The sequence below is a fragment of the Streptomyces tuirus genome (genome assembly GCF_014701095.1).
Taxonomy (GTDB): Bacteria; Actinomycetota; Actinomycetes; order Streptomycetales; family Streptomycetaceae; genus Streptomyces; species Streptomyces tuirus.
This window is the reverse complement of the sequence record NZ_AP023439.1, coordinates 1603606-1619641: the sequence shown is the minus strand read 5'-3', so window position 1 is coordinate 1619641 and position 16036 is coordinate 1603606. Positions and strand designations below refer to the sequence as shown.

13 protein-coding genes are annotated in these 16036 nt (G+C 70.3%); 7 read left to right on the top strand and 6 right to left on the bottom strand.

Features of this window, described 5'->3' with window-relative positions; all coding sequences use genetic code 11:
• The first annotated feature begins 22 nt into the window (after positions 1-22).
• From IGS69_RS07550 to IGS69_RS07535, 4 genes are all read left to right on the top strand, one after another.
• Positions 23-1678 (top strand): glycoside hydrolase family 13 protein, encoded by a 1656-nt coding sequence (locus IGS69_RS07550; protein ID WP_190897882.1) that lies wholly within the window; start codon positions 23-25, stop codon positions 1676-1678.
• A gap of 81 nt (positions 1679-1759) precedes the next feature.
• Positions 1760-3085 carry an ABC transporter substrate-binding protein gene (locus IGS69_RS07545; protein WP_190897880.1) on the top strand — a complete coding sequence of 442 codons (1326 nt, stop codon included), beginning with the start codon at positions 1760-1762 and terminating at the stop codon, positions 3083-3085.
• A gap of 5 nt (positions 3086-3090) precedes the next feature.
• The gene (locus IGS69_RS07540) at positions 3091-4452 is read left to right on the top strand and encodes a carbohydrate ABC transporter permease (RefSeq protein ID WP_190897878.1); all 1362 of its coding nucleotides are present in this window, start codon (positions 3091-3093) and stop codon (positions 4450-4452) included.
• Positions 4449-5288 (top strand): carbohydrate ABC transporter permease, encoded by an 840-nt coding sequence (locus IGS69_RS07535; protein ID WP_190897877.1) that lies wholly within the window; start codon positions 4449-4451, stop codon positions 5286-5288. Before IGS69_RS07540 ends, IGS69_RS07535 begins: the two co-directional genes overlap by 4 nt.
• Before the next feature lie 58 nt (positions 5289-5346).
• On the opposite strand, the gene pgl is transcribed toward IGS69_RS07535, so the two are convergent.
• From pgl to tkt, 5 genes are read right to left on the bottom strand one after another with little or no spacing between them, the layout of a single operon-like run.
• The gene (gene pgl / locus IGS69_RS07530) at positions 5347-6132 is read right to left on the bottom strand and encodes a 6-phosphogluconolactonase (protein ID WP_190897876.1); all 786 of its coding nucleotides are present in this window, start codon (positions 6130-6132) and stop codon (positions 5347-5349) included.
• Positions 6129-7220, bottom strand: a complete 1092-nt coding sequence (gene opcA / locus IGS69_RS07525; RefSeq protein WP_190897875.1) for a glucose-6-phosphate dehydrogenase assembly protein OpcA — start codon at positions 7218-7220, stop codon at positions 6129-6131. The genes pgl and opcA overlap by 4 nt, the downstream gene beginning before the upstream one ends.
• Positions 7217-8740 carry a glucose-6-phosphate dehydrogenase gene (zwf, locus tag IGS69_RS07520; protein ID WP_190897873.1) on the bottom strand — a complete coding sequence of 508 codons (1524 nt, stop codon included), beginning with the start codon at positions 8738-8740 and terminating at the stop codon, positions 7217-7219. The genes opcA and zwf overlap by 4 nt, the downstream gene beginning before the upstream one ends.
• Positions 8741-8744: 4 nt before the next feature.
• Entirely contained in the window at positions 8745-9863 is a 1119-nt protein-coding gene (gene tal, locus IGS69_RS07515) for a transaldolase (RefSeq protein WP_190897872.1), read from the bottom strand.
• A gap of 34 nt (positions 9864-9897) precedes the next feature.
• Positions 9898-11985 (bottom strand): transketolase, encoded by a 2088-nt coding sequence (tkt, locus tag IGS69_RS07510; protein WP_190897871.1) that lies wholly within the window; start codon positions 11983-11985, stop codon positions 9898-9900.
• Positions 11986-12332: 347 nt separating this feature from the next.
• Between tkt and IGS69_RS07505 the strand changes: the two genes are divergently transcribed.
• The 3 genes from IGS69_RS07505 to IGS69_RS07495 all read left to right on the top strand — a co-directional run bounded on the left by IGS69_RS07505 (position 12333) and on the right by IGS69_RS07495 (position 14987).
• Positions 12333-13319 carry a heme o synthase gene (locus IGS69_RS07505; protein ID WP_385865170.1) on the top strand — a complete coding sequence of 329 codons (987 nt, stop codon included), beginning with the start codon at positions 12333-12335 and terminating at the stop codon, positions 13317-13319.
• Positions 13320-13385: 66 nt separating this feature from the next.
• Complete coding sequence (locus tag IGS69_RS07500) at positions 13386-13718, top strand: hypothetical protein (RefSeq protein WP_190897868.1); 333 nt, start codon at positions 13386-13388, stop codon at positions 13716-13718.
• Positions 13719-13880: 162 nt separating this feature from the next.
• Complete coding sequence (locus IGS69_RS07495; RefSeq protein WP_190897867.1) at positions 13881-14987, top strand: amidohydrolase family protein; 1107 nt, start codon at positions 13881-13883, stop codon at positions 14985-14987.
• Here IGS69_RS07495 and IGS69_RS07490 read toward each other — a convergent pair.
• Positions 14984-15991 carry a COX15/CtaA family protein gene (locus tag IGS69_RS07490; RefSeq protein ID WP_190897866.1) on the bottom strand — a complete coding sequence of 336 codons (1008 nt, stop codon included), beginning with the start codon at positions 15989-15991 and terminating at the stop codon, positions 14984-14986. The two genes, IGS69_RS07495 and IGS69_RS07490, sit on opposite strands and share 4 nt — an antisense overlap.
• Positions 15992-16036: the final 45 nt, after the last annotated feature.

Here is a 16036-nt window from a genome sequence, read left to right as displayed (position 1 = left end):
TCGACACGCTTACTTAACATGCATGCATAACCGCTGCCCTCCTCAGAGACAGGTCGATGGGTTGAACAGGCACCACTGGTGGCGTGACGCAGTGATCTATCAGGTGTACGTCCGCAGCTTCCTCGACAGCACCGGCGACGGCATCGGCGACCTCGCCGGCGTCCGGGCCGGACTGCCGTACCTCAAGAAGCTCGGCGTCGACGGGATCTGGCTGAGCCCCTTCTATCCCTCGCCGCAGCACGACCACGGCTACGACGTGGCCGACTACTGCGACGTCGACCCGCTCTTCGGCGACCTCGACGAGTTCGACCAGCTGGTCGGGGCGGCGCGGCGGCTGGGCATCAAGGTGCTGCTCGACATCGTCCCGAACCACTGCTCCAGCGAGCACCCCTGGTTCCGTGAGGCGCTCGCAGCGGCTCCCGGCAGCCCGGCCCGGGCCCGCTTCCACTTCGCCGACGGCCGCGGCCCCGACGGCTCCGAGCCGCCCAACAACTGGCACGCCATGTTCGGCGGTCCGGCGTGGAGCCGGGTGACCGAGGCGGACGGACGCCCCGGCCAGTGGTACCTGCACATGTTCACGCCCGAGCAGCCCGACTGGAACTGGCGCGAGCCGGAGGTCGCCGCCGAGTTCGACCGGGTGCTGCGGTTCTGGCTCGACCGGGGCGTCGACGGCTTCCGCATCGATGTCGCCGCCGGCCTCTACAAGCACCCCGAGCTTCCCGACTCCGACGACCCGGAGGCCGACGCCCGCACCCGCGACTCGGTCAACCCGCTGGCCTGGAACCAGCCGGAGGTGCACGGCGTGTGGCGCCGCTGGCGCTCCATATGCGAGGAGTACACCGAGCGCGACGGCGGCGAACGCCTCCTCGTCGGCGAGGTGTCCGTGCCGACCGCCCGCGAGCACGCGCAGTACGTCCGCTCCGACGAACTGCACCAGGCCTTCTTCTTCGACCTGCTCAGCGCCTCCTGGGACGCCGACGCCTTCCGGAAGGTCATCTCGGAGGCCATGCAGGACATCGCCGGAACCGGCTCGACCGTCACCTGGGTCCTCAACAACCACGACCAGGTCCGCACCGTCACCCGCTACGGCGAACCCGCCACCGAGGGCAGCGGCCTCGGCGCCGCCCGTGCCCGAGCCGCCGCGCTGCTCATGCTGGCCCTGCCCGGTGCCGCGTACATCTACCAGGGCGAGGAGCTGGGGCTGCCGGAGGTCGTGGACCTGCCCGACGACGTGCTCACCGACCCGATCTTCCGCCGCACCGGCAGCCGGGCCCGGATCCGCGACGGCTGCCGGGTCCCGCTGCCCTGGTCGGGCCAGGCCTCGCCGTTCGGCTTCACCCCGGGCGTGGAGAGCGCCAAGCCGTGGCTGCCGCAGCCGGAGTACTTCGCCGAGTACGCCACCGACCGCGCCCTCGCCGACACCCGCTCCTTCTGGCACCTGTACCGCGACGGCCTCCAACTGCGAGGCACCCTGCCCCAGTTGGGCGAGGGAACCCTGCGATGGCTGGACGTCTCGCCCGGCGTCCTGGCCTTCGAACGCGGCGACCTGGTGTGCGCCGTCAACTTCGGCACGGCCCCCACCCCCGCGCCGGTCCCCGGCACCCCCCTGCTCGCCAGCGGCCCCTGCCCGGCCGGAGTGCTCTCCGGCTCGACGGCCGCCTGGTGGATCCGTTCCTGAACACCCCGAAAGCGACCCCCGCGTAAGCAACATCCGCGCAAGCGAACCTCCGCAAGCGAACCCTCCGAAGGGACATCAACGATGATGCGACGACGTACCACCCTGCTCACCGGCTGCACCGCACTCGTCCTGGCGCTCGGCGCGACCGCCTGCGGCGGCGGGCCCGTCTCGGCCGGCGGCGGCGACAAGGCGCTCGACGGCCAGACGATCACCGTGGCCGGTGTCTGGTCCGGCACCGAGCAGAAGAACTTCCAGAAGGTGCTCGACGCCTTCACCGAGAAGACCGGCGCCAAGACGCAGTTCACGTCCACCGGCGACAACGTCTCCACCGTCGTCGGCAGCAAGATCGAGGGCGGCAACGCCCCCGACGTCGTGATGGTCCCGCAGGTCGGCGTGCTCAAGCAGTTCGCGCAGAAGGGCTGGCTCAAGCCGCTGTCGACGAAGACCGAGCAGGCCGTCGACGCGGGCTACGCCCCCGTGTGGAAGAAGTACGGCAGCGTCGACGGCAAGCTCTACGGCCTGTACTTCAAGGCCGCCCACAAGTCGACCGTCTGGTACAGCCCCGACGCCCTCGAGCAGGCCGGTGTGAAGCCGCCGAAGTCCTACGACGACATGCTCAAGGCCGGGAAGACCGTGTCCGACTCCGGCCTCGCCGCGTTCTCCGTCGCCGGACAGGACGGCTGGACCCTCACCGACTGGTTCGAGAACGTCTACCTTTCCCAGTCCGGCCCCGAGAAGTACGACGCCCTCGCCGCCCACCAGCTGAAGTGGACCGACGCCTCCGTCGTCGACGCCCTCACCACCCTCGGCAAGCTCTTCAAGGACAAGCAGCTCATCGCCGGCGGCCAGAAGGGCGCCCTGAACACCGACTTCCCCGGCTCGGTGGAGAAGGTGTTCGGCCCCGAGCCCGAGGCCGGCATGGTCTACGAGGGCGACTTCGTCGCCGGTGTCGCCAAGGACCAGTTCGGCAAGAAGGTCGGCCAGGACGCGAACTTCTTCCCGTTCCCGGCGGTCGGCGGCGGCGAGGCACCCGTCGTCAGCGGCGGTGACGCCGCCGTCGTCCTCAAGGACGGCAAGAACCAGAAGGCCGCCCAGGCCCTCCTGGAGTACCTGTCGACGCCCGAGGCCTCCGCGGTGTGGGCCGAGGCCGGCGGCTTCCTCTCCCCGAACAAGAAGCTCGACCTCGCCTCCTACGGCGACGACGTCACCCGCGCCACCGCCAAGTCCCTCGTCGAGGCCGGGGACTCGGTCCGCTTCGACATGTCCGACCAGGCCCCGGCGGCCTTCGGCGGCACGAAGGGCACCGGCGAGTGGAAGCTCCTCCAGGACTTCCTGCGCGACCCGTCCGACCCGAAGGGCACCGCGGCGAAGCTGGAGGCCGCGGCGGCCAAGGCGTACCAGGACTGATACGCATGACAGCGACCCTCGTGAAAGACACGAGCTCCCCACCGCCCGGCCCGGTCGCCGACCGCACCCGGCGACTGCGCCGGCGCGGGAAGATCATCGCCCTGCTGTTCGTGCTCCCCGCACTGCTGCTGCTCGGCGCGCTCGTCGTCTACCCCGTGCTGTTCAGCATCGGCCGCAGCTTCTTCGACGCCTCCGGGACGAGCTTCGTCGGCGGCGGCAACTACGCCGAGATGTTCCGCGACCCGGCGACCCTCAAGGCCGTCCGCAACACGGCCATCTGGGTCGTCATCGCCCCGGCCCTGCTCACCGGCCTCGGGCTGATCCTCGCCGTACTGGTGGAGAAGGTCCGCTGGGCCACGGCCTTCAAACTGCTCCTCTTCATGCCGATGGCGGTCTCCTTCCTCGCCGCGGGCATCATCTTCCGGCTCGCCTACGACGAGGACCCCGACAAGGGCGTGCTCAACGCCGCCGTGGTCTCCGTCCACGACGCCTTCAAGGGGGAGTCCTCCTATCCGACGGCCCGGGCGCGAGACGCCCATGGCCTGACGAAGGACAAGGACGGCTCGTACCGCACGAGCACGAGCGTGGCGCCCGGGGACGCGGTGGCGCTGGGCCTGGTCGGCGTGCGGCCCGGTGACCTGCCGGGCGGGGCCGAGCCGGCCTACGCGGCGGCGGGGCGCAAGGCCGCCGCCGACGAACTGCGCGGTGTGGTCTACCTGGACTTCACGCCCGGCGGGGGAGGGGAGCAGGGGAAGGTCGACCGGCGGGAGAGCGGACTGCCGGAGATGAAGGTCGAGGCGGTCCGCGACGGCGAGACGATCGCCGCGACCACCACGGCAGCCGACGGCTCCTTCCGCTTCGAGGGCCTCGCATCGGGCTCCTACGAGGTGAAGCTGCCGTCGTCGAACTTCGCCCAGCCCTACGAGGGCGTCTCCTGGCTCGGGCCGGCGCTGGTCACCCCGGCGATCATCGGCGCGTACCTGTGGATCTGGACCGGCTTCGCCATGGTGCTGATCGGGGCGGGTCTGTCGACGCTGCCGCGCGACGCCCTGGAGGCGGCGCGGATGGACGGCGCGAACGAGTGGCAGATCTTCCGGCGGATCACCGTGCCGCTACTGGCACCGGTGCTGTCGGTCGTCTTCATCACCCTCGTCATCAACGTGATGAAGGTCTTCGACCTCGTCTACATCATCGCGCCCGGTCCCGTGCAGGAGGACGCGACCGTCCTCGCGACGCAGATGTGGCTGGTGTCGTTCGGCGGCGGCAACAACCAGGGGCTCGGCAGCGCGCTCGGCGTGCTCCTGCTGCTGCTGGTCGTCCCGGCCATGGTGTTCAACGTCCGCCGCTTCCGAAGGAGTCAGCGATGAACGCGGTCCGGCGCGGGTTGGGCAACGGGGCAGTCCAGGCCTTTCTGGTGCTGATCGGCCTGGTGTGGATGACACCGCTGGCCGGACTCTTCCTGTCCTCGCTGCGGTCCGCCGAGGACACGGCGAAGGGCGGCTGGTGGACGGTGTTCTCCAGCCCCGGGCAGCTGTCCTTCGACAACTACTCGTCGCTGCTGGGGAACGCCGGGATCACACAGGCGTTCTGGAACACGGTGCTGATATCGGTGCCGACGACCGTGCTGGTCGTGGTCGTCGCGGCGCTCGCGGGGTACGCCTTCGCCTGGCTGGACTTCCCCGGGCGGGAGACGATCTTCCTGGTCGTGGTCGCGCTGCTGGTGGTGCCCGTGCAGATCGGTCTGCTGCCGGTCGCTAAACTCTTCGGCCAGCTCGGCCTGTTCGGCACGATCCCCGGTGTGATCCTCTTCCACGTGGCCTACGGCCTGCCCTTCGCGGTGTTCCTGCTCCGCAACTACTTCGCCGAGATGCCGAAGGAGATGCTGGAGGCAGCGCGCATGGACGGCGGCACCGAGTGGCGCATCTTCACACGGCTCGTCCTGCCCGTGGGACGACCCGCGATCGCCTCCCTGGCCATCTTCCAGTTCCTGTGGGTGTGGAACGACATGCTGGTGGCGCTGCTGTTCGCGGACAGCGCGTCCCAACCGCTGACCGTGGAACTCCAGTCCCAGATACGCCAGTTCGGAAGCAACATCGATGTGCTGGCACCGGGGGCGTTCGTATCCCTGGTGGTTCCGGTGGTCGTGTTCTTCGCCTTCCAGCGGCACTTCGTACAGGGCGTGATGGCCGGTTCGGTCAAATAGCCCATGGCCACACGCGTTTCGGGCCCCCACTTCGCCACGAAGTGGGGGCCCGAGGCGTTCACGGTGATGCCGGTGGATACAGCGAACGCGGCAGTTGGGAAGCCGCCGCCGCGTCCAGGAGCCACAGGGTCCGGCTCCTGCCGTACGCCCCCGCCGCCGGGGCCTGGATCTCTCCCGCTCCCGACAGGGCGATCGCCACCGCCTGGGCCTTGTCCTCACCCGCGGCCAGGAGCCATACCTCCCGCGCCGCCCGGATCGCCGGCAGCGTCAGCGTCACCCGGGTCGGCGGCGGCTTGGGCGCGCCGTGGACGCCGACCACCGTGCGGTCGGTCTCCCTGACCGCCGGCAGCTCCGGGAACAGCGACGCGACATGCGTGTCCGGTCCGACGCCCAGCATCAGTACGTCGAACGTGGGCACGGGCCCGTGGTTCTCCGGGCCCGCCGCCGCTGCCAGCTCCTCCGCGTACGCGGCCGCCGCCGCGTCCACGTCGCTGCCGTACGGCCCGTCCGACGCGGGCATCGGGTGCACCCGCTTCGGATCGAGCGGCACCGAGTCGAGCAGAGCCTGCCTGGCCTGGGTGACGTTGCGCTCGGGGTCACCCTCGGGCAGGAACCGCTCGTCGCCCCACCAGAGGTCGAGCCGGCTCCAGTCGATCGCGTCCCGGGCGGGCGCCGAGGCCAGCGCGGCCAGCAGGCCGTTGCCGTTGCGGCCGCCCGTCAGGACCACGGACGCCGAACCCCGGGAGGCCTGCGCGTCCACGATCCTGGTGATCAGCCGGGCCGCCGCGGCCTGCGCCATCAGCTCCTTGTCGCGGTGCACGACCAGCTGCGGTGCCGTACTCACTTCGTCGTCGCCTTCCGTACCGGTTCCAGCTCGGGCGGCTCCCGCCTCACCGGTGCCTGCGCCGTCGCTGCCGCGGCGGGTGCTTTCGCAGCCCTTTCAACGGGAGCGGGGAGGGCGAGTCCTGCTCGCCCCTCACTTTTGGGCACCGCCGGCACCGCCGACGAGGACTTCAGCCGCTCCACCCCGTACCGCAGCGCCGACGCGTACGTGTCGTCCGGGTCCAGACGCCGCAGCTCCTCCGCCATCAGCTCGGCCGTCTCCCGGCGCTTCAGCGCCACCGCCCGGTCCGGCTGGCCCTCGATGGAGAGCGTCGCCAGCGAGCCGTCGGCCCGGTCCAGCTTGATCGGGCCGCAGTTGGTGTCCATCCGGACCGCCGTCAGACCGGGCCCGCTGGACAGCGACCGCTGCACGGGGACGTCCAGCCGGTCCGCGAGCCACATCGCCAGCAGCTCACAGCTCGGGTTGAACTCCTCGCCCTCCACCTCGACGGCCCGGACCTCGCACGGGACCTGGTCGAGGGCCGCCGCCAGCATGGAGCGCCAGGGCGTGATGCGGGTCCAGGACAGGTCCGTGTCGCCAGGGGTGTAGGCCCTCGACCGGGTGGACAGGTCCCGTACCGGCTGCTCGGAGGAGTACGTGTCGGTGACGCGGCGCTGCGCGAGGGCACCCAGGGGGTCCTTCGCCGGGTCGAGCGGCGCGTTCACCGGCCACCACACCACGACCGGGGCGTCCGGCAGCAGCAGCGGCAGCACGACCGACTGGGCATGGTCCGCGACCTCGCCGTACAGCCGGAGCACGACCGTCTCGCCGGTGCCCGCGTCAGCGCCGACCCGTACCTCGGCGTCCAGACGGGACTGCGTGCGGTCGCGGGGCGAGCGGGAGACACGCTTGATGACCACCAGCGTGCGCGAGGGATGCTCGTGCGCGGCGTCGCTCGCGGCCTTCAGCGCGTCGTAGGCGTTCTCCTCGTCCGTCACGATGACGAGCGTGAGCACCATGCCGACCGCCGGGGTGCCGATCGCCCGGCGGCCCTGGACCAGCGCCTTGTTGATCTTGCTTGCCGTGGTGTCGGTCAGGTCGATCTTCATGGCCTGCGCCAGCTCCGTCCGTCTCGTGCGAGCATCTCGTCCGCCTCGACGGGCCCCCAGGTACCGGCCGGATACTGGGCGGGCTTGCCGGTCTTCTCCCAGTACTGCTCGATCGGGTCGAGGATCTTCCAGGACAGCTCGACCTCCTCGGTACGCGGGAAGAGGTTGGAGTCACCGAGCAGAACGTCCAGGATCAGACGCTCGTAGGCCTCCGGGCTGGACTCCGTGAAGGACTCGCCGTACGCGAAGTCCATCGACACGTCCCGGATCTCCATCGACGTGCCCGGCACCTTCGAGCCGAAGCGGACCGTGACGCCCTCGTCCGGCTGGACGCGGATGACGATCGCGTTGGAGCCGAGCTCCTCGGTGGCCGTGGAGTCGAACGGGGAGTGCGGGGCCCGCTGGAAGACGACGGCGATCTCCGTCACGCGGCGGCCCAGCCGCTTGCCGGTGCGCAGATAGAAGGGGACGCCCGCCCAGCGGCGGTTGTCGATCTCCAGCTTGATCGCGGCGTAGGTGTCCGTCTTCGAGGAGTCGTTGATGCCGTCCTCCTCGAGGTAGCCGCGCACCTTGGTGCCGCCCTGCCAGCCCGCGGAGTACTGGCCGCGCACGGTGTCCCGGCCCAGGTCCTTCGGCAGCCGCACGGCACCGAGCACCTTGGTCTTCTCGGCGGCCAGCGCGTCCGCGTCGAAGGAGGCCGGCTCCTCCATGGCCGTCAGCGCCATGAGCTGGAGGAGGTGGTTCTGGATGACGTCACGGGCGGCGCCGATGCCGTCGTAGTAGCCGGCCCGGCCGCCGATGCCGATGTCCTCGGCCATGGTGATCTGCACATGGTCCACGAAGGACCGGTTCCAGATCGGCTCGAACATCGTGTTGGCGAAGCGCAGCGCCAGGATGTTCTGGACGGTCTCCTTGCCCAGGTAGTGGTCGATCCGGAACACCTGCTCCGGGGCGAACACCTCGTGGACGATCGCGTTCAGCTCCTCGGCCGAGGCGAGGTCGTGGCCGAACGGCTTCTCGATGACCGCGCGCCGCCAGGAACCGCCCGTCTGGTCGGCCAGCTGGTGCTTCTTCAGCTGCTGGATGACCACCGGGAAGGCCGACGGCGGCACGGACAGGTAGAAGGCGAAGTTGCCGCCCGTGCCCTGCGCCTTGTCGAGCTCCTCGATCGTGGAGCGCAGCCGCTCGAACGCGTCGTCGTCGTCGAACGTGCCCTGCACGAAGCGCATGCCCTGGATGAGCTGCTGCCAGACCTCCTCGCGAAAGGGCGTGCGGGCGTGCTCCTTGACCGCGTCGTGGACCTCCTGCGCGAAGTCCTCGTGCGCCCACTCACGGCGGGCGAAGCCCACCAGCGAGAAGCCCGGCGGCAGCAGACCACGGTTGGCGAGGTCGTACACGGCGGGCATGAGCTTCTTGCGGGACAGGTCGCCCGTGACGCCGAAGATGACCAGGCCCGACGGCCCCGCGATACGCGGGAGCCGCCGGTCCGCGGGGTCACGCAGCGGGTTGCTGCTCGACACCTGTTCAGCCCTCCGAGGGGGCGAGGCGCTTGAGCTCGGCCTCGGTCGACTTCAGCAGCTCGATCCAGGAGTCCTCGAACTTCTGGACGCCCTCCTCCTCGAGCAGCTGCACCACGTCGTCGTACTTGATCCCGAGGCGCTCGACCGCGTCGAGGTCGGCGCGGGCCTGCTCGTAGGTGCCGGCGATGGTGTTGCCGCGGATCTCGCCCTGCTCCTCCGTGGCGAACAGGGTCGCCTCCGGCATGGTGTTCACCGTGTTCGGAGCCACCAGTTCTTCGACGTACATGGTGGGCTTGTACGCCTTGTCCTTCACGCCGGTGGACGCCCACAGGGGACGCTGCTTGTTGGCGCCCGCCTTCTCCAGGGCGCTCCAGCGGTCCGAGGAGAAGACCTCCTCGTACGCCTGGTAGGCCAGCCGGGCGTTGGCGATGCCGGCCTTGCCGCGCGCGGCCTTGGCCTCGTCGGTGCCCAGCGCGTCGAGCCGCTTGTCGATCTCGGTGTCCACGCGGGACACGAAGAACGACGCCACGGAGTGGATCAGCGACAGGTCCAGGCCGCGCTCCTTGGCCTTCTCCAGGCCGGTCAGGAACGCGTCCATGACCAGGCGGTAACGCTCCAGGGAGAAGATCAGCGTGACGTTGACGCTGATGCCCAGGCCGATGGTCTCGGCGATGGCCGGGAGGCCCGCCTCGGTCGCCGGGATCTTGATGAGCGTGTTGGGCCGGTCCACCAGCCAGGCGAGCTGCTTGGCCTCGGCGACCGTCGCCCGCGTGTTGTGCGCCAGGCGCGGGTCGACCTCGATCGAGACCCGGCCGTCCTTGCCGCCGGTGGCGTCGAAGACCGGGCGCAGGATGTCGGCGGCGTCACGGACGTCCGCCGTCGTGATCATGCGGATGGCCTCTTCGACGGTGACCTTGCGGGCGGCGAGGTCGGCCAGCTGCGTGTCGTAGCCGTCGCCCTGGGAGATCGCCTTCTGGAAGATCGACGGGTTGGTGGTGACGCCCACGACGTGCTGCTGGTCGATCAGCTCGGCGAGGTTGCCGGACGTGATCCGCTTGCGCGACAGGTCGTCCAGCCAGATCGCGACGCCCTCCTCGGAGAGGCGCTTGAGTGCGTCTGTCATGGAAATTCCATCTCCTACGTGTCGTATATGAGCGTCAGCGCTGAGCTGCGGCGATCGATTCCCGCGCGGCGGCGGCCACGTTCTCGGGAGTGAAACCGAACTCGCGGAAAAGGACCTTGCCGTCGGCCGAAGCACCGAAGTGCTCCAGGGAAACGATGCGGCCGGCGTCCCCCACGTACTTGTGCCAGGTCAGACCGATACCGGCCTCGACCGCGACACGGGCCCGGACGGACGGCGGCAGGACGCTGTCCCGGTACCCCTGGTCCTGCTGCTCGAACCACTCCACCGACGGCATGGACACCACACGCGTGGGCACGCCGGCGCCCTGGAGCTGCTCGCGCGCCTCGACGGCGACGTGCACCTCCGAGCCGGTGGCGATCAGGATGACCTCGGGCTCGCCGCCCTCGGCCTCGAACATCACGTAACCGCCGCGCGCGGCGTCCTCGTTGGGCTCGTACGTCGGCACACCCTGACGGGTCAGTGCCAGACCGTGCGGCTGGCCCTTGCCGAACTCCTTCGTCCAGCGCGCCAGGATCTCGCGCCAGGCGATCGCGGTCTCGTTGGCGTCCGCCGGGCGCACGATGTTCAGACCCGGGATCGCGCGCAGCGCGGCGAGGTGCTCGACCGGCTGGTGCGTCGGGCCGTCCTCGCCGAGACCGATGGAGTCGTGCGTCCACACGTACGTCACCGGCAGGTGCATCAGCGCCGACAGCCGCACCGCGTTGCGCATGTAGTCGGAGAACACCAGGAAGGTGCCGCCGTAGATGCGGGTGTTGCCGTGCAGCGCGATGCCGTTCATCGCGGCGGCCATCGCGTGCTCGCGGATACCGAAGTGGATCGTGCGGCCGTACGGGTTCGCCTCCGGCAGCGGGTTGTCCGCCGGGAGGAAGGAGCTGGTCTTGTCGATCGTGGTGTTGTTGGAGCCGGCCAGGTCGGCCGAGCCGCCCCACAGCTCCGGGATGACCCCGCCGAGGGCCTGCAGCACCTTGCCGGAGGCGGCACGCGTGGCCACGCCCTTGCCGACCTCGAAGACCGGGATCTTCTCCGCCCAGCCGGTGGGCAGCTCACCCTTGGCGATCCGGTCGTACTCCGCGGCGCGCTCGGGGTTGTTGTCCCGCCACTGCTGGTACGCCTTCTCCCACACCGCGCGGGCCGCCTTGCCCCGCTCCAGCGCCTTGCGGGTGTGCGAGATGACCTCGTCGGAGACCTCGAAGGACTTCTCCGGGTCGAAGCCGAGCACGCGCTTGGTCGCGGCCACCTCGTCGTCACCCAGCGCCGAGCCGTGTGCCGCCTCGGTGTTCTGCGCGTTCGGGGCGGGCCAGGCGATGATGGTGCGCATCGCGATGAACGACGGCCGGTCGGTGACCGCCTTGGCCGCCTCGATCGCGTCGTACAGCGCGTGCGGGTCCAGGTCGCCGTCCGGCTTCGGCGCCACCCGCTGCACGTGCCAGCCGTACGCCTCGTACCGCTTCGCCGTGTCCTCGGACACGGCCGTCTCGGTGTCGCCCTCGATCGAGATGTGGTTGTCGTCCCACAGCAGGATCAGGTTGCCGAGCTTCTGGTGGCCCGCGAGGGAGGACGCCTCGGCGGAGATGCCCTCCTGGAGGCAGCCGTCACCGGCGATGCAGTAGATGAAGTGGTCGAACGGCGACTCGCCCTCGGCGGCCTCCGGGTCGAACAGGCCGCGCTCGTAGCGGGAGGCCATCGCCATGCCCACCGCGTTGGCGACACCCTGGCCGAGCGGGCCGGTGGTCGTCTCCACACCGGTCGTGTGCCCGTACTCGGGGTGGCCGGGGGTCTTCGAGCCCCAGGTCCGGAAGGACTTCAGATCGTCCAGCTCCAGGCCGAAGCCGGCCAGGTACAGCTGGGTGTAGAGGGTCAGGGACGAGTGGCCGGCGGACAGCACGAAGCGGTCCCGCCCGACCCAGTCGGCGTCCGCCGGGTCGTGCCGCATCACCTTCTGGAAGAGGGTGTAGGCGGCAGGCGCCAGGCTCATCGCCGTACCCGGATGGCCGTTACCGACCTTCTGTACGGCATCGGCGGCCAGGACACGCGCGGTGTCGACGGACCGCTGGTCCAACTCGGTCCACTCGAGGTCTGTGGTGGTCGGCTTGGTGCTCACCCTGGGTCAGGGCTCCTCTCCACATGTCGGATGCCGGTGTATCGGGGCGCCCACCGGCCGCAGTCGAGCCTACCCCCGTGGGACGTGCGTTTTTTCGAGTCACTCCAGAGTGCCGGGACTGATCCCGATCCGCCTCCTGACTGGGCCGTACCGCATTCGACAGGTGAATACGGAGCCGCTCATCCGGGTGCTCAATCGAGCTTCGACGCGCCCTTCGGAAGGTGCCCGCCAACACGACCCGACCCCCGCGAATGTCCGAGTCTGGGCAACGTCTAAAGTGGCGTGGTACGCGCGAGCCTTTACCGGGACTTCACAGGGGTGAGGCTTGCTGGGATGTCTCTGTAGGGGTGTGCGTGACGGCCGTTGAATCCCGTCCAGCGGGTGGGGGCACCACCCATGCCCTTAAGGCTATGGGGGAGACCGGGACGGACCAGAGCCCGGCCCACCGGCCGCTCGGGGCCCGTGTCATGGCATTCGTGGCTCTCACCAAGCCGCGGATCATCGAGCTGCTGCTGATCACGACGGTGCCGGTGATGTTCCTGGCGCAGCAGGGTGTGCCCGACCTGACGCTGGTGCTGCTGACGTGCGTCGGCGGCTACCTGTCCGCGGGCGGCGCCAACGCGCTCAACATGTACATCGACCGCGACATCGACGCGCTGATGGACCGCACCTCGCAGCGCCCGCTGGTCACCGGCATGGTCAGCCCGCGCGAGTGCCTGGCCTTCGGCATCACCCTGGCCATCACGTCCACCCTGCTCTTCGGCCTCACGGTGAACTGGCTGAGCGCCTGGCTCGCCCTCGGCGCGCTCCTCTTCTACGTGGTCGTCTACACGATGATCCTCAAGCGCCGCACCTCGCAGAACATCGTGTGGGGCGGCATCGCCGGCTGTCTGCCGGTGCTGATCGGCTGGTCCTCGGTCACGAACTCGATGTCGTGGGCGCCGGTCATCCTCTTCATGGTCATGTTCTTCTGGACGCCGCCGCACTACTGGCCGCTGTCCATGAAGGTCAAGGAGGACTACGCGCGCGTGGGTGTGCCCATGCTGCCGGTGGTCGCCTCCAACAAGGTGGTCGCCAAGCAGATCGTGATCTACAGCTGGGTCATGGTCGCCGTCTCCCTCCTGCTGACCCCGCTCGGCTACACCGGCTGGTTCTACACCTCGGTCGCGCTGCTCGCGGGCGGCTTCTGGCTCTGGGAGGCGCACGGCCTGCAGAACCGCGCGAAGGCGGAGGTGACGGGCGCGAAGCTGAAGGAGATGCGCCTGTTCCACTGGTCGATCACCTATGTCTCGCTGCTGTTCGTGGCGGTCGCCGTCGACCCGTTCCTGCGCTGACGCACCGACGTACGTCACAGACCCCTGCCCTCGCATCCTGATCTACCCGTGAGTAGCATCCTGGCCATGGCAGACACGCAGCAGGTTGACCCCAAGGCCGAGCGCAAGGCGGCCCGGCTGGCCAAGCAGATCTCCTCCTTCTCCAAGGCCCACGGCGGCGCCGAGGGCCAGGTCGCCTACCTCGGCGAGCGCGGCGCACGCATCGTCCTGGTCGGCGAGGACGGCAACTGGGGTGACCTGGTCGCCCCCTCCCACGAGATCGCCGTACAGGCCGTGGAGAAGTCGGGCATCACGATCCACGAGTCCTTCGACGGCGAATTCGCCGCGAAGGTGAAGACGGGCCGCTATGAGTGGTCGCGGATGGCGGGCATCCAGGTGGGCGGCCCGAAGAACGGCTGAGTGGCCGGCCTTTGTCGTTCGGGGGCGCGGGGACTGCGCGAGCAACCACACGCAGCCCGCGGCCGCCGAACTGAAGAGGCGCCCCTCCCGGGACCGCGACCTCACACCCGGTTCACCCGTTAGGACCCTTGAGAACAACAGGGTCCACACCGGGAGGCCCGGATGATCGAAACGCCGTCACTGGTGGACCAGTACTGCCACGGAGTGCTCCGCACGGAGCTGGGCCTCGGCACCTTCGAGGCCCACCTCAGCCGCACCGAGGGCCCACCCGCCCCCGGCACCACGCTCTTCGACACCCAGACCGGCTTCGCCGTGCGGCGCTGGTGCCCACCCCTGCTCGGGCTCGAACCGCACTGCACGCCCGCCCGCTATCTGGCCCGACGCCGGGAACTGGGCGTCCTGGAATCCGGCCGCCGGCTCCTGCGCGGCAGCGGCATCACCACGTACCTGGTCGACACCGGCCTTCCCGGTGATCTGACGGAACCCGGCGAGCTGGCCTCCGCCGGAGCCGCCCGGGCCCGCGAGATCGTGCGCCTGGAACTCCTCGCCGAGCAGGTCGCCGACACCTCCGGAACCGTCGAGTCCTTCCTCGCCAACCTCGCCGAGTCGGTGCACGCGGCCGCCGCCGACGCCGTCGCCTTCACCTCGGTCGCGGGCGTACGGCACGGCCTCGCGCTCGCGCCGGAGCCGCCCGGGCCGGGGGAGGTGCGCGGGGCGGCCGGCCGCTGGCTCGCCGGGCGCGGGGTCGGCGGGGAGCTGAGCGACCCGGTGCTGCTGCGGCATCTGCTGTGGAGCGCGGTCGCCTCCGGTCTGCCGCTCCAGCTGCACGCGGGGCTGGGCGCGCCGGGGCTGCGGATCGACCGCACGGACCCGGTGCTGCTGACGGACTTCGTGCGGGCCACGGCCGGCCTCGGCACGGACCTGGTCCTGCTGCACGGCTACCCGTACCACCGGCACGCCGCCCATCTCGCCGGGGTCTTCCCGCACGTCCACGTCGACTGCGGCGCTGCCCTCGTCCGCACGGGTGCCCGGGCCGCGACCGTCCTCGCGGAGATCCTGGAGCTGGCCCCCTTCGGCAAGATCCTCTTCTCCACCGGCGCCCAGGGCCTGCCCGAACTGCACGTGGTGGGCGCCCGCCTGTTCCGCGAGGCCCTCGCCCGGGTGCTCGGCACCTGGGTCGCCGAGGGCGCCTGGTCACTCGCCGACGCGCAGCGGGTGGCGGGCATGCTGGCGTCGGGGAACGCGCGCCGGGTGTACGGGCTCGACTAGGCCTTGGTGAGGGTGGCCTCGGCGGGGGGACCGGGCAGGTCCACAGCGGCCTCAGGCCGCTCGCGCAGCGACAGCACCACGCGCAGCACCCAGATCCACATCACGGCCGAGCCGAGCATGTGCAGGCCGACCAGCACCTCGGGCAGGTCCGTGAAGTACTGGACGTAGCCGATGACGCCCTGCGCGAGCAGGATCAGGAACAGCTCGCGGGTGCGGTTCAGCGGGTTCCTGGGCGCGTCGACCGCCTTGAGGACGAACCACAGGGCGAACGTCAGCGTCACCACGATCCACGCCAGCACGGCGTGCAGCTTGCTCACCGTCTCCCAGTCGACCGGCATCCGCTCGACCTCGCTGGAGTCGCCCGCGTGCGGGCCCGCCCCGGTGACGACCGTGCCGACCAGGATGAGCAGGACGGCCGCCGCTGTCAGGAACCAGACCAGCTGCCGCACGGCCTTGCCGACCAGCGGGCGCGGTGCCGCGTCACCCTCCCGGGTGCGCTGCCACATCACCGTGGCCACCGCGATGAGCGCGGACGTCGCCACGAAGTGCGCCGCGACCGTGTACGGGTTGAGACCGACCAGCACCACGATGCCGCCGAGCACCGCGTTGCTCATCACGATCCAGAACTGCGCCCAGCCCAGCCGGACCAGACCCCGCCGGTACGGCTTCCGCGAGCGCGCGGCGATGATCGCCCAGCCGACGGCGGCGCACAGCACGTACGTCAGCATGCGGTTGCCGAACTCGATGGCGCCGTGGAAGCCCATCTCGCTGGTGGCGGTGAGCGAGTCGTCGGTGCACTTGGGCCAGGTCGGGCAGCCCAGGCCCGAGCCGGTCAGCCGCACCGCGCCACCGGTGACGACGATGATCACCGACATCAGGAGCGCGGTGAGCGCCGCGCGCCGGACCGTCCGGGGTTCCGGGGTCCAGCGCTCGGCGATGAAGGCGAGCGGGTTGCGCAGGGCGGCCTGGGCGTCGGCGCGGGTCACGTTTGGCACGCGAACCATCGTAGGCCGCCGCTTGTGCACACTTTCACGAGGGTCCGTCACAGG

What these genes read in the sequence shown, in the direction of transcription:
- IGS69_RS07545 (WP_190897880.1), top strand. Translation starts at nt 1,760, where the DNA reads ATGATGCGACGACGTACCACCCTGCTCACCGGCTGCACCGCACTCGTC.
- IGS69_RS07500 (WP_190897868.1), top strand. Translation starts at nt 13,386, where the DNA reads ATGGCAGACACGCAGCAGGTTGACCCCAAGGCCGAGCGCAAGGCGGCC.
- IGS69_RS07495 (WP_190897867.1), top strand. Translation starts at nt 13,881, where the DNA reads ATGATCGAAACGCCGTCACTGGTGGACCAGTACTGCCACGGAGTGCTC.
- IGS69_RS07490 (WP_190897866.1), bottom strand. Translation starts at nt 15,991, where the DNA reads ATGGTTCGCGTGCCAAACGTGACCCGCGCCGACGCCCAGGCCGCCCTG.
- IGS69_RS07535 (WP_190897877.1), top strand. Translation starts at nt 4,449, where the DNA reads ATGAACGCGGTCCGGCGCGGGTTGGGCAACGGGGCAGTCCAGGCCTTT.
- tal (WP_190897872.1), bottom strand. Translation starts at nt 9,863, where the DNA reads ATGACAGACGCACTCAAGCGCCTCTCCGAGGAGGGCGTCGCGATCTGG.
- IGS69_RS07540 (WP_190897878.1), top strand. Translation starts at nt 3,091, where the DNA reads ATGACAGCGACCCTCGTGAAAGACACGAGCTCCCCACCGCCCGGCCCG.
- IGS69_RS07550 (WP_190897882.1), top strand. Translation starts at nt 23, where the DNA reads ATGCATAACCGCTGCCCTCCTCAGAGACAGGTCGATGGGTTGAACAGG.
- opcA (WP_190897875.1), bottom strand. Translation starts at nt 7,220, where the DNA reads ATGAAGATCGACCTGACCGACACCACGGCAAGCAAGATCAACAAGGCG.